A 14,677-nucleotide genomic window follows, 5' to 3' on the forward strand; every position below is an offset into this window, starting at 1 on the left:
CTCGGCCAGGGTCGCCGTGTCGCGCATGACCTCCGTGGTCACCGAGAACGGCGAGCAGGGCGCGAGGCCGATCTGCACGAAGGCACCCTCGCCGCGCTCGTGGTACGCCCCGACGAGACGCTCGCTGTCGGCGAGGATGACGTCCGCATCCTGCACCGTGCGCTGCGGCGGCAGTCCGCCGTCCTTCTCGCCGAGCGACATGGATCCGCGGGTCAGCGTCGCGCGCATGCCGAGGCGCTTGACGACGTCGACCTGCACGTCGATGCCCTCCTCCAGCCCGTTCGGGAACAGGTAGTGGTGGTCGGCCGCGGTCGTGCAGCCGCTCAGCAGCAGCTCGGCGAGCGCGGCGGTCGTGGCGAGTTCGAGATCCCGCGGGGTGAGCCCCGCCCAGACCCCGTACAGGCCCTTGAGCCAGGGGAACAGCTCGGCGCTGACCACGGGCGTCCAGGCCCGGGTGAGGGTCTGGTAGAAGTGGTGGTGCGTGTTGATCAGGCCGGGGATGATCACGTGCCGCGAGGCGTCGTAGACCTCGTCGACCGGCGAGGACGGGGACCCTCCGGCGGGCACGGCCTCGAGGATCGTGGATCCGGCGACGACCAGGCCGCCGCGGGCGTCGGTGCTGTCGCCGGTGTGGATCCCGAGCGGGTTCTTCAGCCAGACGGTGCGGGTGGATTCGGACATCGAGCAGACTCCCTCGTTCGACGAGCGGAGCCGGAACGTGGCCCCGCGGGGGCCAGCTCAGTGTTGACCTGTCTGCTGATCCAGGTGCGCCTCCGTTGGAGGAGGCCTTCCAGATCTATCACGGGCCCTCGACGCAGGTCAACGATCTTTTTCGGATCTCAGAATCAGGATTCCACAATACGGACGGCGCCCTTCGTCTCGTCGCTGCGCTCGCTCGGGAACCGGAAGAGGCCGGTCCCTGAGCGAGGAGCGCAGCGACGAGACGAAGAGCGACGACCCCGGAAGGGAGCCGGATCAGTGCGCCGGGTGCTCGACCGTGACCTCGTTGCCGTCGCGGTCGACGATCTTGCCGTCGATGATCGAGTCGCCGTCCTCGAAGGCGTCCAGGTACGCGACAGGGATGCTGCGGGTCGGGGCCGATACGAACGCGTTCTTGCGCTTGGAGCTGCCGAGGTGGTTGAACAGCAGGTTCAGCAGGATGGCCGTCACCGCGGCCGAGCTGATGCCGGAGTGGAAGATCGTCACGAACCAGGCGGGCATCTGCCCGTAGATCGACGGGACGGCGATCGGGAGCATGCCCACCGCGAGCGACGTGGCGACGATCACGAGGTTCATGTTGTCCTTGTAGTCGACCTTGGACAGCGTGCGGATGCCGGAGGCCGCGACCGAGCCGAACAGCACGAGCCCGGCGCCGCCCAGGACGGGCGACGGGATCGCGCCGACGACGCGACCGAGCACGGGCAGCAGACCCAGGATGACCAGCACGCCACCGCCGGCCGTGACCACGAACCGGCTCTTCACGCCGGTGATCGCGACCAGGCCGACGTTCTGCGCGAACGCGGACTGGGTGAACGTGCCGAAGATCGGCGAGACGGCGCTGGAGAGCATGTCGGCGCGGAGGCCCGCGGCGATGCGCTTGGAGTCGACCTTGGTCCCGACGATCTCGCTCACGGCGAGGATGTCGGCGGTGGTCTCCGTCAGCGTCACCAGGATCACGATGAACATCGAGATGATGCCGGCGAGCTGGAACGTCGGCAGGCCGAACCCGAAGATCTGCGGAAGGGCGAAGATGTCGCCCTCGCCGACCTTGCTGAAGTCGGCCTTGCCCAGGAAGATCGCGACGATCGTGCCGAGCACGATCGAGAGCAGGATGGCCAGGCGTGAGATGGCGCCCACCGGGATCTTGCTGAGGATCAGGACGATCACGAGCGTGATCCCCGCGAGCATCAGATTGTCGGCGGGCGCACCCTTCGCGGCCCCGCCCTCACCGGTGCCGACGATCCAGCCGGCCGCGACGGGCAGGAGGCTGAGACCGATCGTGGTGATCACGGTGCCGGTCACGACCGGGGGGAAGAACCGGATCACGGTCGCGAACACCGGGGCGATGAGCAGACCGATCACCGAGGCGGCGATCACGGATCCGAAGACCGCGGGCAGTCCGCCGCCGCTCGTCACGATCGCACCCATGGTGGCGACGCCCGCGAACGAGACGCCCTGCACGAGCGGGAGCTGAGATCCGAAGAACGGGACCCCGACGGTCTGCAGGATCGTGGCGAGACCGCCCATGAACAGGCACGCGGCGATGAGCACGCCGATCTCGGCCGGCTTGAGCCCCGCGATCTGCCCGATGATGAGCGGCGGGGCGATGATGCCGCCGTACATCGTGAGCACGTGCTGGATGCCGTAGCCGATGGTCGCGCCGATCGGCAGGCGCTCGTCCTCGGGGCGGACGAACTCCTTCTTCTGCTTGGTAGTCAATTCGACCTCTTCGTCGGGGGCAGAGCACCAGGTGAGCGAGGCGGCGGCCGTCCGCAACGCCCCGTGCGGGCGGTTCGACGGCGAGTCGCGCGTTCCGCCTCGCGTGCGGGCGGAGGTGCTGTTAGTCCTGGTGCGTCTCCAGCTCTGGAGACCCCCTCAGGCTAACCACGGGCAGATCCAGAGTCAAGAACTTTTTCCGAATCTCGGAGTGCTCTTTCCATGATGTGGATATAGTGACTTCCCCCGAGGTTGACCCTTCGGCACGGAAAAGGCCCCGGATCAGGAAGATCCGGGGCCTTTCCTCGCCTGCCGCCACGTCACTCGTCGAGCAGCTCGGCCTTGATCACATCGTCCGCGTCGGCCCGAGGACTCGCCGGGACGGCCGGCCCCTCGCTCGTGAGCACGAGCGAGGATCCGTCCGCCGCGACATCCACGCGCACGATGTCGCCGTCGTGCACCCGACCCGACAGCAGCGCCGACGCCAGCCGGTTCTGCACCTCGTTCTGGATGAGGCGGCGCAGCGGCCTGGCGCCGAACACCGGGTCGTAGCCCCGCTCGGAGAGCCAGGCGCGCGCATCGGGCGTGACGGCCAGCGTCAGCCGCCGATCGGCGAGACGGCGCTGCAGCTGGTCGATCGTGAGCTCCACGATCTGCGCCAGGTCGTCCTCGGTGAGGGCCTGGAACATCACGATGTCGTCGAGCCGGTTGATGAACTCGGGCTTGAACGCCTGGCGCACGAGGGCCATCACGGCGTCGCGCTTCTCGTCGGGCGAGAGCGTCGGGTCGATCAGGATCGGGGATCCGATGTTGCTCGTCAGGATGAGGATGACGTTCGAGAAGTCGACCGTCCTGCCCTGGCCGTCGGTGAGGCGGCCGTCGTCCATGACCTGGAGCAGCACGTCGAACACCTCGGGGTGGGCCTTCTCGACCTCGTCCAGCAGGACGACGCTGTAGGGGCGCCGCCGCACGGCCTCGGTGAGCTGCCCGCCCTGCTCGTAGCCGACGTAGCCGGGAGGGGCGCCGACGAGCCGCGAGACCGAGTGCTTCTCGCCGTACTCCGACATGTCGATGCGCACCATGGCGTGCTCGTCATCGAAGAGGAACTCGGCGAGCGCCTTGGCGAGCTCGGTCTTGCCGACCCCCGTGGGGCCGACGAAGAGGAAGGATCCGGTCGGCCGGCCCGGGTCGCTGATGCCGGCGCGCGAGCGGCGCACCGCATCGGAGACGGCCGCGACCGCCTCCTTCTGCCCGATCAGACGCCGGCCCAGCTCGCGCTCCAGGTGCAGCAGCTTCTCGCTCTCGCCCTGCAGCAGCCGGCCCACGGGGATCCCGGTCCAGGCCGCGATCACGCCCGCGATGTCCTCGTCGGTCACCTGCTCGTTCACCATGCGGGGCTCGTCGCTCTGCGCGTCCGCCTGCCGTTCGGCGTCGGCGAGCTGCGCCTGCAACTGCTTGATCGTCTCGTACTCGAGCTTCGACGCCTTCGTGTAGTCGGCGTCGCGCAGGGCGCGGTCGCGCTCGGTGATCGCCTCGTCGAGGCGCTTCTTGAGGTCGCCGACCCGGTTCAGGCCGCTGCGCTCGCGCTCCCAGCGGGCCTCGAGGCCCTTGAGCTCGGCCTCGGCCTCGCCCATCTGCTCGCGGAGCTTCGCGAGGCGCTCCTTCGAGGCCGCGTCCTTCTCCTTCTTCAGCGCCAGCTCCTCGAGCCGCATCCGGTCGACCGACCTCTTGAGCTGGTCGATCTCGACGGGGCTGGAGTCGATCTCCATCTTGAGCCGGCTCATGGCCTCGTCGATGAGGTCGATGGCCTTGTCCGGCAGCTGACGGCTCGGCAGGTAGCGGTTGGACAGCGAGGCGGCCGCAACCAGCGCGGAGTCGCTGATGGTCACGCCGTGGTGCGCCTCGTAGCGCCCCTTGAGGCCGCGCAGGATCGCGATCGTGTCCTCGACCGAGGGCTCGCCGACGTAGACCTGCTGGAACCGGCGCTCGAGCGCCGCATCCTTCTCGATGAACTCCCGGTACTCGTTGAGCGTGGTGGCGCCGATGAGGCGCAGCTCACCGCGGGCGAGCATGGGCTTGAGCATGTTGGAGGCGGCGACGGATCCCTCTCCCCCACCGGCGCCCATGAGCACGTGCAGCTCGTCGATGAAGGTGATGACGCGGCCGTCGGACTCGGTGATCTCCTTGAGCACGCTCTTCAGGCGCTCCTCGAACTGACCGCGGTACATGGCCCCTGCCACGAGGGCGGAGATGTCCAGCGACACGAGCTCCTTGTCCTTGAGCGACTCGGCCACGTCTCCGGCGACGATGCGCTGCGCGAGCCCCTCGACGACGGCCGTCTTGCCGACGCCGGGCTCGCCGATCAGCACGGGGTTGTTCTTGGTGCGCCGGGTGAGCACCTGGCTCACGCGGCGGATCTCCGCGTCGCGACCGATCACCGGGTCGAGCTTGCCCTGCCGGGCACGATCGGTGAGGTTGATGCCGAACTGCTCGAGCGCCGACTGCTGCTCGTCCTGCTGTGCCGTCTGAGGGGTGGCCATTCGTCCTCCTGGGTTCTCCTTGCGTCTGTGGCGGAAGAGTCGGAACCGTCCGGCCCTTCAAAGTTGAGTTGATTGGACTCAAGTTTACCGGATCCGGCGCGCGAGGACAAGAGCGGGCACGATCCGACCGCGACGGCGGGAACGCGCTCGGGGCACGACGAAGACGTCGACGATGGCGACTCCGTTGTCACACACCGCCGACGAGTTTTGGGCTCCCTACCTCCGAGTCGTCCCCCTCAGCGGACGCTCTGGGCTCCGCTGGCGGGGACGACTCGGAAGGAGAGGAGTGGGGAGGGGGTCAGCCGACCTCGGCCATGCCGCGGCGGAGCAGGCGGCCGCGCGGGGTCGTGAAGTCGATCTCCTCGCCGTGCAGGTACGTCCGACGCACCCGGCCGGCGAGCGCCTTGCCGTTGTACGGCGTGAGCGGGTTCTTGTGATGCAGCTTCGTCACGTCCACGATGTAGGCGTCGTCGGCCGCGAAGACCGAGAAGTCCGCGTCGTAGCCGGGCGCGATCCGGCCCTTGCCGGTGAGACCGGCGAACTGCGCCGGCTTCTCGCTCATCCACGAGATCACGGTCTCCAGGGACAGGCCGCGCTGACGCGCCTCGGTCCAGATCAGCGACAGGCCGAGCTGCAGCGAGGCGACGCCGCCCCACGCCACGGCGAAGTCGCCGTTCTCCAGGTCCTTGAGGTCGAGCGTCGAGGGCGAGTGGTCGGACACGATGAAGTCGATCGTGCCGTCCTCCAGGCCCTGCCAGAGCAGCTCGCGGTTGCCCGCCTCGCGGATCGGCGGGCAGCACTTGAACGCGGTCGCGCCGAGGGGGATCTCCTCCGCCGTGAGCGTGAGGTAGTGCGGGCAGGTCTCGACCGTGAGGCGGATCCCATCGTGCTTGGCGGAGCGCAGCATGGGCAGCGCGTCCGAGGAGGAGAGGTGCAGGATGTGCGCGCGGGCGCCGGTCCAGCGGGCGCGCTCGATGACCTCGGCGATCGCGAGGTTCTCCGCGCCGCGGGGGCGAGAGGCGAGGAACTTGGCGTAGTCGTCGCCATCGGGCTTGGGCGCGCGGTCGATCGCCCGGGAGTCCTCGGCGTGCACGATCATGACCGAGTCGAAGGTCGCGAGCTCGCGCATGTCGGCCTCGAGCTCGTCCGGATCCAGCGGCGGGAACTCGTCGACCCCGCTGTGCAGCAGGAAGCACTTGAACCCGAAGGCGCCGGCGTCGTGCAGTCCGCGCAGCTTGTCGACGTTGCCCGGAACGGCGCCGCCCCAGAAGCCCACGTCGACGTGCACCTGATCGCGGGCCACATCGCGCTTGATGTCGAGCGCCTCCACGTCGATCGTCGGCGGGATGCTGTTCAGCGGCATGTCCAGGATCGTGGTCACACCGCCGGCCGCGGCGGCCTTGGTGGCCGAGGAGAAGCCCTCCCACTCCGTGCGGCCGGGCTCGTTGACGTGCACATGAGTGTCGACGAGGCCGGGGATCAGGGTCTCGTCGTCGGCGAGCTCGATGATCTCGTCCGCCTGGAGGCCATTGCCGAGCGGTTCCATCGCGATGATGACGCCGTCGCGCACGCCGACCTCACGGGGACGGATCCCGGAGCTGGTGAGCACCCGCTCGCCGCGGATGACGAGGTCATAGTGCGAGCCTGCGGGGTCGTGCTGATCCTGCGACATGTCGTGCGGATCCTTTCCTCCGGCGAGCGCCGGTCGTGCGTGGTCGGTTTCATTGTGCTCCGGATCCGGAGCACGAGGATCGCTGAGCGAGCGAGACGACGCCTGGGGAACCCGAGAGCGTGCGACGTCTCGTCTCGGTCGCCCTACGGGCGTCCTCGCTCAACGGCCATGGCGGCTCAGCCCCTGCGGCACGAGTTCGCTCACCTCGGCACCGATGCGGCGGCCCACCTCGGTGAGCAGGGAGACGGCCTCGGCCATGCTGCGGGCAGGGTCCGGCTCCAGCTCGCTGAGCGCGTAGACGCGCGCGAAGCCGGCCGCCTGCGCCGCCTCCGGGCTCAGCGTGGAGCGTCCGCACACGGCGATGACGGGGATGCCCGCCGCGCGCGCGGCCGCGGCGACGCCGAGCGGGGTCTTGCCGCCCAGGCTCTGATCGTCGAGGCTGCCTTCGCCGGTGATGACGAGGTCGGCCTTGGCGTCGCCGGAGCCGAGGGCCTCGGCGAGACCGGTGAGACGTTGCACGACCTCGACCCCGGGCTCCCGCCGAGCACCGAGCGCGGCGAGCGCGGCATAGCCCACCCCTCCGGCGCCGCCCGCTCCTGGCAGGTCGGTGGCCGCGCGGATGCCGGGCTGCTGCTCCAGCAGCGCCGCGAAGCGGGCCAGGGCGGCGTCGAGCACGGCCACGTCCTCCGGACTCGCACCCTTCTGCGGGCCGAACACGGCGGGCGCGCCCCGCTCTCCGAGGAGCGGGTTGTCGACGTCGCTCGCGAGCACGATCTCGGCCGCCGCGAGGCGCGGATCCAGCTCCGACACGTCCACCGCGGCGATGCGCGCGAGCGCCCCGCCGCCGCCCGGCAGCTCCTGTCCGTCGGCGTCACGCAGCGAGACGCCGAGCGCCTGCAGCATGCCCGCGCCGCCGTCGGAGTTGGCGCTGCCGCCGATGCCGAGGACGATGCTGGTCGCACCGCGGTCGAGGGCCGCGGCGATGAGCTCTCCGGTCCCGCGGCTTGTGGCGCCGAGCGCGTCCTTGACGCCGCCGGGCAGCAGGTCGAGCCCGCTCGCCGCGGCCATCTCGATGATGGCCTGACCGCCCCGCACGCCGAAGCGCGCCTCGACCGGCAGGCCCGCGGGCCCCGTCACCGTCGCACTGACCGCCTCGAACCCGGCGGCGAGGGCGGCGTCGACCGTGCCCTCCCCGCCGTCCGCGACGGGGACCGCGTCGATGACGGTCCCCGGCGCGGCCTGGGAGATCCCCTCCGCGAGAGCGGCGGCGACCGCGGGCCCCGTGGCGGAGCCCTTGAACTTGTCCGAGGCGATCAGGATGCGCATGGTGTGAATGCTACGGGCCGGAGGATGCGGCTCAGTCGAGCAGCGCGTAGATCGCCTCGGGGGCATCGGCAGGCGACGTCGCGAGGTCCTCGAACTCGTTCATGGTGTCGAGATCCGCGCCCATCGCGATGTTGGTCACGCGCTCGAGGATGACCTCGACGACCACCGGCACCTGGAACTCGTCGCGCAGGCGCTGCGCCTCGGCGAAGCCCGCGGCGAGATCCTCCGGACGCTCGACGCGCAGGGCCTTGGCGCCCAGGCCCTCCGCCACCTTGACGTGGTCCACGCCGTAGCCCGTGGCGATGCTGGACGAGTCCTGCGGGGTGTTCACGTTGTCGAACGCGAGCGACACCTCGTAGTCCATCTCGAACCCGCGCTGCGACTGACGGATCAGGCCCAGGTAGCTGTTGTTCACCACGACGTGGATGTACGGCAGCTTGTGCTGCGCGCCCACGGCGAGCTCCTCGATCATGAACTGGAAGTCGTAGTCGCCCGAGAGCGCGACGACCTGCTCGCCCGGCTTGCCGCGCACGACGCCGAGGGCGGCGGGACCGGTCCAGCCCAGGGGCCCTGCCTGGCCTGCGTTGATCCACTTGCGCGGACCGTACACGTGCAGCAGCTGCGCGCCGGCGATCTGCGACAGGCCGATCGTGGTGACGAACGTGGTGTCGCGGTCGAACGCCGACAGCATCTCCTGGTACACGCGGTGCGGCTTCATGGGCACGTCGTCGAAGTTCGTCTTGCGCTGCAGCGTCGCCTTGCGGTGACGGCACTCCTCGGCCCAGCCGTGGTAGTCCGGCAGCTCGGCGACGCGCTCGCGCGCCGCCTCGAGCAGGGCGTCGATGAACGCTCCCGCGTCGGAGACCACGCCGTAGTCGGGCGCGAAGACGCGGCCGATCTGGGTGGGCTCGATGTCGACGTGCACGAACGTGCGGCCCTTGCGGTACGTGTCGAGCCCGCCGGTGTGACGGTTGGCCCAGCGGTTGCCGATGCCCAGCACGAAGTCGCTCTCCAGGAAGCTCGCGTTGCCGTAGCGCTGCGAGGTCTGGATCCCGACCAGGCCGGCGGCCAGCGGGTGGTCGTCGGGCAGCACGCCCCAGCCCATGAGGGTCGGGAACACGGGCACGCCGAGGGTCTCGGCGAGTTCGACGAGCTGGGCCGAGGCGCCGGAGTTCACGATGCCGCCGCCGGCGATGATCGCGGGGTGCTTCGAGGCGATGAGCAGGTCGAGCACCTTCTCCGCCTGCGCGCGGGTCGCGACCGGCTTCGCCACCGGAAGCGGCTCGTAGGTGTCGATGTCGAACTCGATCTCGGTCATCTGCACGTCGAACGGCAGGTCGATCAGCACCGGGCCGGGACGGCCGGAGCGCATGATCTGGAACGCGCTCTGGAAGACGCCGGGCACCTGCGCGCCCTCGAGGACGGTCTTGGCGAACTTCGTGACCGGCTTCGCGATCGAGGCGATGTCGACGGCCTGGAAGTCCTCCTTGTCGAGCTTCGCGACGGGCGCCTGGCCCGTGATGCAGAGCATCGGGATGGAGTCGGCGATCGCGGCGTAGAGGCCCGTGATCATGTCGGTCCCGGCGGGGCCGGAGGTGCCGAGGCACACGCCGATGCGGCCGTCGCCGGTGCGGCTGTAGCCGTCGGCCATGTGGCTCGCTCCCTCGACGTGACGGGCGAGGGTGTGCCGGATGCCGCCGTGGGCGCGCATCGCGGAGTAGAGGGGGTTGATGGCGGCCCCGGGGAGGCCGAACGCCTCGTCCGCGCCTTCCTTGATGAGGATCTGGACGATCGCGTCGACGGCACGCATGCGGGTCATGGGAGTTTCCTTAGGTCTGATGAGGGGGTCGTTGAGCGCCCTTCGTCTCGTCGCTTCGCTCCTCGCTCAGGGACCGGAGAGGGATCGGTTCCTGAGCGAGCGAAGCGAGACGAAGGACGCTGCGACCCCGAAGAAGTGAGGGGTCAGTCGCGGCCGGAGAGCTCGGTGGTGAGCTTGAACAGGCCCGAGTGGTCGAGGCCTCCGTCGCCGCGGGCGACGAGGGCGTTCACGAGCTGCGCGACGGCCGAGCCGAGCGGGACGGTGACCCCGACCGAGCGGGCGGCCGAGGTGACGATGCCCAGATCCTTGTTGTGGAGGGCGAGGCGGAAGCCGGGCGCGAAGTCGCGGTTCAGCATCTTCTGGCCCTTCTGGTCGAGGACCTTGGATCCGGCGAGTCCTCCGCCGAGAACGGTCAGCGCCGCGTCGGTGTCGACGCCGAACGCCTCAAGGAACGTGACGGCCTCGGCGAGCGCCTGGATGTTGACGGCGACGATGAGCTGATTCGCGGCCTTGACCGTCTGACCGGCGCCCGCGGGGCCGACGTGGACGATGGTCTTGCCGATCGCGTTCAGCACCGGCTCCGCCGCGGCGAAGTCCTCCGCGGATCCGCCGACCATGATCGAGAGGACCGCGTCGATCGCGCCCTGCTCGCCGCCGGACACCGGGGCGTCGACGACGCCGAGCCCTGCGGCGACGGCCTCCTCGGCGAGCTCCTTGGCGACATCAGGGCGGATCGAGGAGTTGTCGATCCAGAGCGCGCCGGCCTTGGCGTGGGCGAAGACCCCGTCCGGGCCCTGCACGACGCCCGCGACGTCCGGGGAGTCCGGGACCATCGTGATGACGACGTCGGCGTCCTTCACGGCGTCGGCGATGCCGGTGGCCCCGGCGCCTCCGGCGGCGACGAGCTTGTCGATCGCCTCCTGGCTGCGGTTGTAGCCGACGACGTCGTAGCCGGCGGCGACGAGGTTCTTCGCCATGGGCAGGCCCATGATGCCGAGGCCGATGAATGCGATGCGGGTCATGTCTTCGCTCCTTCGCGGAAAGTGCGGTGGGGTCAGGCCTGGGTGGCCGCGGTGGTGGTCCAGGCGAAGGGATCCGCCTGGGTGGCCTTGTACTCGAGGCCGATGACGCCGGCGTAGCCGCCGGCCTGCGCGTCGGCGATCCACTGCTCGAGCGGCAGCTCGCCGGTGCCGGGCTCGCCGCGGCCGGGGGCGTCGGCGATCTGGATGTGGCCGAACTCGGCGGCGTGCTCTGCGATCACGGCAGGCACGTCGTCGCCGTTGACCGCGAGGTGGTAGAAGTCGGCGAGGAGGCGGATGTTGTCCACGCCCTCCTCGTCCTTCACCCGCGCGATGATCGCGAGCGCGTCGGCCGCGGTCTTCAGCGGGTAGGTCTCCATGCCCGAGACCGGCTCGAGCAGGACGATGCCGCCGAGCTCGGCGACCGCGCGGCCCGCCGCGGCGAGGTTCTTCACGGCCAGGTCGTCCTGCGCCTGCGGGTCGACGCCGTCCAGACGGTTGCCGTACAGGGCGTTGAAGGCCTGGGTGCCGAGCCTGCGGCCGATCTCGACGACGACGTCGATGTTCGCCGCGAACTCGTCCTCGCGGCCCACCCACGACACCAGGCCGCGGTCGCCGCCCGGCATGTCGCCGGCGAAGAAGTTCAGTCCGGTGAGCTGCACGCCGGCGTCCTGGATCGCGGCCACGAACGCGTCCACCTCGTCCTGCGCGGGCACGGCGACCGAGAACGGCCACCAGTACTCCACGGCGTCGAACCCGGCGGCCTTCGCGGCGGCCGGGCGCTCCAGGATCGGCAGCTCGGTCAGCAGGATCGAGGCGTTGACGGTGTAGCTCATGAGATCGTCCTTGATTGAGTCTCGGCTTCTTTCCGAATTATGGAAAGAAAATCTTGATTGATGAAAGTTTAGGCTTAGAGGCGGCGAGATGTCAACGGGTCGGATCCGGGATCGGGCTGCGCAGTTCCCGCCGAGCGCACCGGAACCCGCCGAGCGCACGGCATAACGACGCGGACCTCCGGTGCACTCGACAGCAGGCCGTGCACCCGACGCACCAGGCACCGACCATCGGCGCTCCGAGCAGGACCACGAGGGCAGCGGGCCGGATTCGGATCCCCCTGGAGTCGTTGAGCAAGGACGCCGCAGGCGACCGAGACGAAACGCGGTGCCCTCGCGCGGGTGCGGCTTTTCGTCTCGCGAAGACCCGCATTGAGCGAGCGGAGCGAGTCGAAGTGTCGCTCAACGGCCCCGGAGGATGGCGGCCGGAACGACGAACGCCGCCCCACCGGGAGCGGCGTTCGTCGATGAGCTGGCGTCAGGTCAGCCTGATCTGGCGGTTCATGTCCTTGTAGAGCAGGTACCGGAAGTCCTCCGGACCGCCCGCGTAACAGGCCTGCGGGCAGAAGGCCCGCAGGAGCATGTAGTCGCCGGCCTCGCACTCGACCCAGTCGTCGTTGAGACGGTAGACGGCCTTGCCCTGCAGCACGAACAGGCCGTGCTCCATGATGTGGGTCTCCGCGAACGGGATGGATCCGCCCGGCTTGAAGGTGACGATGTTGACCTGCATGTCGTGCGCGATGTCGCTCGCGTCGGAGAACCGGGTGGTCGCCCACACATCGTCGGTGTCGGGCATCGAGACCGGCTCGATGTCGTTGTCGCTCGTGACGAACGACGCGGGTGCGTCGACGCCGTCGAGGTACTCGTAGGCCTTGCGGATCCAGTGGAAGCTGGTGATCCCTGAACCCTCGTTCGCGAGCGACCACTGCGCGTTCGGCGTGATGAACGCGTAGCCGCCCGCCTCGAGCACGTGCCGCTCCCCCTCGAGCGTGAGGGTGAGCTCGCCGGCGGTGACGAACAGCACGCTCTCGACGCCCGCCTCGGCCTCGGGCCTCGCGGCGCCGCCGCCGGGCGCGATCTCGACGATGAGCTGCGAGAACGTCTGCGCCGAGCTCGGCGTCGGCCGGGCGAGGATCCAGGCGCGGGTGTCCGTGAACCCGGGGAGCGTGGAGGTGACGATGTCGCGCAGCACGCCCTTCGGGATGAACGAGTAGGCGAGCTTGACGACCGCGCGGTCGGTGAGCAGGTCGGACTGCGGGGGCAGGCCGCCGGCCGGGGTGTAGTAGGTGCGGGTGCTCAAGAGACGGCCTCCTTGGTGTCGAGCTTCGGGTGGGCGAGGCGGACGAGTTCCGCCGGCTCTGATCCGGTCGCGGCGCGGACCTCTTCGGCCGTGAGCGCCCCGCACTCCTGGCCGCGCACGACGAAGCGCGCCAGGGCCCTGGCCGTCGCCGGCTCGTCCATGATCGCGGCGTCGCCGCCGTGCAGGTAGTTGTCCAGGCGTCGGGCGGCCGCGGCGAAGCCCTCGCGGTAGAACGCGTAGGTCGCGAGGTACCGGGTGGGCAGCTGCGCGGCGTGCAGGTCCCAGCCCTGGTAGTAGCCGCGCTCGAGCGAGCGCCGCACCAGACGGGCGTGCAGCTTCCAGGCCTCGATCACGTGATCCGGATCCCCGACCGGGATCACGTTGGTGGATCCGTCCGAGATCCGCACACCTGTCTCGGCGACCGCCACCTGCATGACCTGCTTGGCGAAGTCGGCCGCGGGGTGCTCCATGGACTGGTATGCCGCCGCGATCTGCAGCGAGGCGCTGTAGTCGTAGGTGCCGTAGTGCAGGGCGGACACACGGCCGTCGGCGCGGTGCAGCAGGGTCGCGACGGGGACGGATCCGTCCGCGGCGACGATGAGCTGCGGCGTCTCCATCTGCACCTCGAAGCGGAGCCGGCCCGAGGGCAGTCCGAGGCGCTCCTCGAAGTGCTCGCAGAGCGAGACCATGGCCTCGACCTGCGCGACCGTGGTGACCTTGGGCAGCGTCAGCACGAGGCCGTCCGGCAGCGGGCCGTTCGCGACGAGGGTGGAGAGGAACAGGTCGAGCGTGCGGATCCCGCGGCGGCGCGTGGGCGCCTCGAAGCACTTGAACCTGATCCCGATGAAGGGAGGCGCGACGCCTGCGGCGACGGCCGCGGCGACCCGCTCGGCGGCGAGGACCGCATCCGCGTCCTCCTCCTCGTCGGGCCGGGCGCCGTAGCCGTCCTCGAAGTCCAGGCGCAGGTCCTCGATGGGCTCGCGCTCGAGCTTCGCGTCCACGAGGGGCGCGAGCTCCGCGGCGAGGGCGCCGAGGCCGATGGCCTCGGCGAGCGCCACGGTTCCGCCGAACTCGGCGACGGCCTCGGCCGCCGCCTGACCGGAGCGGGCGGGGAGGTCGAGCCGGAACCGGTCGGCGGGCACGTACAGGGTGTGCACGGGCTGACGGGATCCGTCGTCGCCCGGGTACTCGGTCGACAGCAGCGTGTCGGTGCCGGCGAGACGGGCGTCGATGTCGGCGAGGTCGGCTTCGCCCAGGGTGCTTGCGGCCATCCGGCTCACTCCTTCGAGGACTCGACGACGCGCACGATCGCCTCGGCGACGGCGCCGGCCACGAGCGGGTCGAACACGCTCGGGATGATGAAGCTCGCGTTGAGCTCGTCATCGCCGACGCGCTCCGCGATCGCCTGCGCGGCTGCGACCAGCATAGGCGGCGTGATGTCCGACACGCCCGCGTCGAGGAGGCCCCGGAAGAAGCCGGGGAACGCGAGCACGTTGTTGATCTGGTTCGGGAAGTCGCTGCGTCCCGTCGCGACGACGGCCGCATGCTTGGACGCGACGATCGGGTCGACCTCGGGGGTCGGGTTCGCCATCGCGAACACGATCGCGTCGTCGGCCATGGCCGCGATGTCGTGCTCGTCGAGCACGTGCGGGGCGCTCACGCCGATGAACACGTCGGCGCCGACGATCGCCTCCTTGAGCGTCCCGGAGAAGTCCCGGGGGTTGGTCGTGGC

Annotated in this window: 11 protein-coding genes; all 11 read right to left on the reverse strand. The window is 70.0% G+C overall.

Annotation, left to right across the window (positions count from 1 at the left end; genetic code table 11):
* Positions 1–681: amidohydrolase family protein (locus tag B7X32_RS10355; RefSeq protein WP_292719189.1), on the reverse strand; the 681-nt coding region annotated here is incomplete at its 3' end.
* A gap of 294 nt (positions 682–975) precedes the next feature.
* A complete protein-coding gene (locus B7X32_RS10360) occupies positions 976–2,439 on the reverse strand; it encodes a nucleobase:cation symporter-2 family protein (protein WP_292719191.1) in 1,464 nt (487 codons plus the stop codon).
* Positions 2,440–2,756: 317 nt separating this feature from the next.
* The gene (locus B7X32_RS10365) at positions 2,757–4,976 is read right to left on the reverse strand and encodes an AAA family ATPase (RefSeq protein WP_292719193.1); all 2,220 of its coding nucleotides are present in this window, start codon (positions 4,974–4,976) and stop codon (positions 2,757–2,759) included.
* 298 nt (positions 4,977–5,274) lie between these two features.
* Positions 5,275–6,648: an allantoinase AllB gene (gene allB, locus B7X32_RS10370; protein ID WP_292719195.1), complete on the reverse strand. Its 1,374-nt coding sequence runs from the start codon at positions 6,646–6,648 to the stop codon at positions 5,275–5,277.
* A gap of 159 nt (positions 6,649–6,807) precedes the next feature.
* Positions 6,808–7,974, reverse strand: a complete 1,167-nt coding sequence (locus B7X32_RS10375) for a glycerate kinase (protein ID WP_292719197.1) — start codon at positions 7,972–7,974, stop codon at positions 6,808–6,810.
* Positions 7,975–8,005: 31 nt separating this feature from the next.
* Entirely contained in the window at positions 8,006–9,793 is a 1,788-nt protein-coding gene (gcl, locus tag B7X32_RS10380; RefSeq protein WP_292719199.1) for a glyoxylate carboligase, read from the reverse strand.
* Between the two features lie 143 nt (positions 9,794–9,936).
* A complete protein-coding gene (locus tag B7X32_RS10385; protein WP_292719201.1) occupies positions 9,937–10,815 on the reverse strand; it encodes a 2-hydroxy-3-oxopropionate reductase in 879 nt (292 codons plus the stop codon).
* Between the two features lie 32 nt (positions 10,816–10,847).
* Positions 10,848–11,648, reverse strand: a complete 801-nt coding sequence (locus B7X32_RS10390; protein WP_292719203.1) for a TIM barrel protein — start codon at positions 11,646–11,648, stop codon at positions 10,848–10,850.
* Positions 11,649–12,123: 475 nt separating this feature from the next.
* The gene (locus B7X32_RS10395) at positions 12,124–12,945 is read right to left on the reverse strand and encodes a bifunctional allantoicase/(S)-ureidoglycine aminohydrolase (protein WP_292719205.1); all 822 of its coding nucleotides are present in this window, start codon (positions 12,943–12,945) and stop codon (positions 12,124–12,126) included.
* Positions 12,942–14,216 (reverse strand): aldolase/citrate lyase family protein, encoded by a 1,275-nt coding sequence (locus tag B7X32_RS10400; protein ID WP_292719207.1) that lies wholly within the window; start codon positions 14,214–14,216, stop codon positions 12,942–12,944. Before B7X32_RS10400 ends, B7X32_RS10395 begins: the two co-directional genes overlap by 4 nt.
* A 5-nt stretch (positions 14,217–14,221) precedes the next feature.
* On the reverse strand, positions 14,222–14,677 hold a 456-nt coding region (locus B7X32_RS10405), incomplete at its 5' end, for a malic enzyme-like NAD(P)-binding protein (RefSeq protein WP_292719209.1).

The organism is Microbacterium sp. 13-71-7, from assembly GCF_002257455.1.
Classification (GTDB): Bacteria; Actinomycetota; Actinomycetes; order Actinomycetales; family Microbacteriaceae; genus Microbacterium.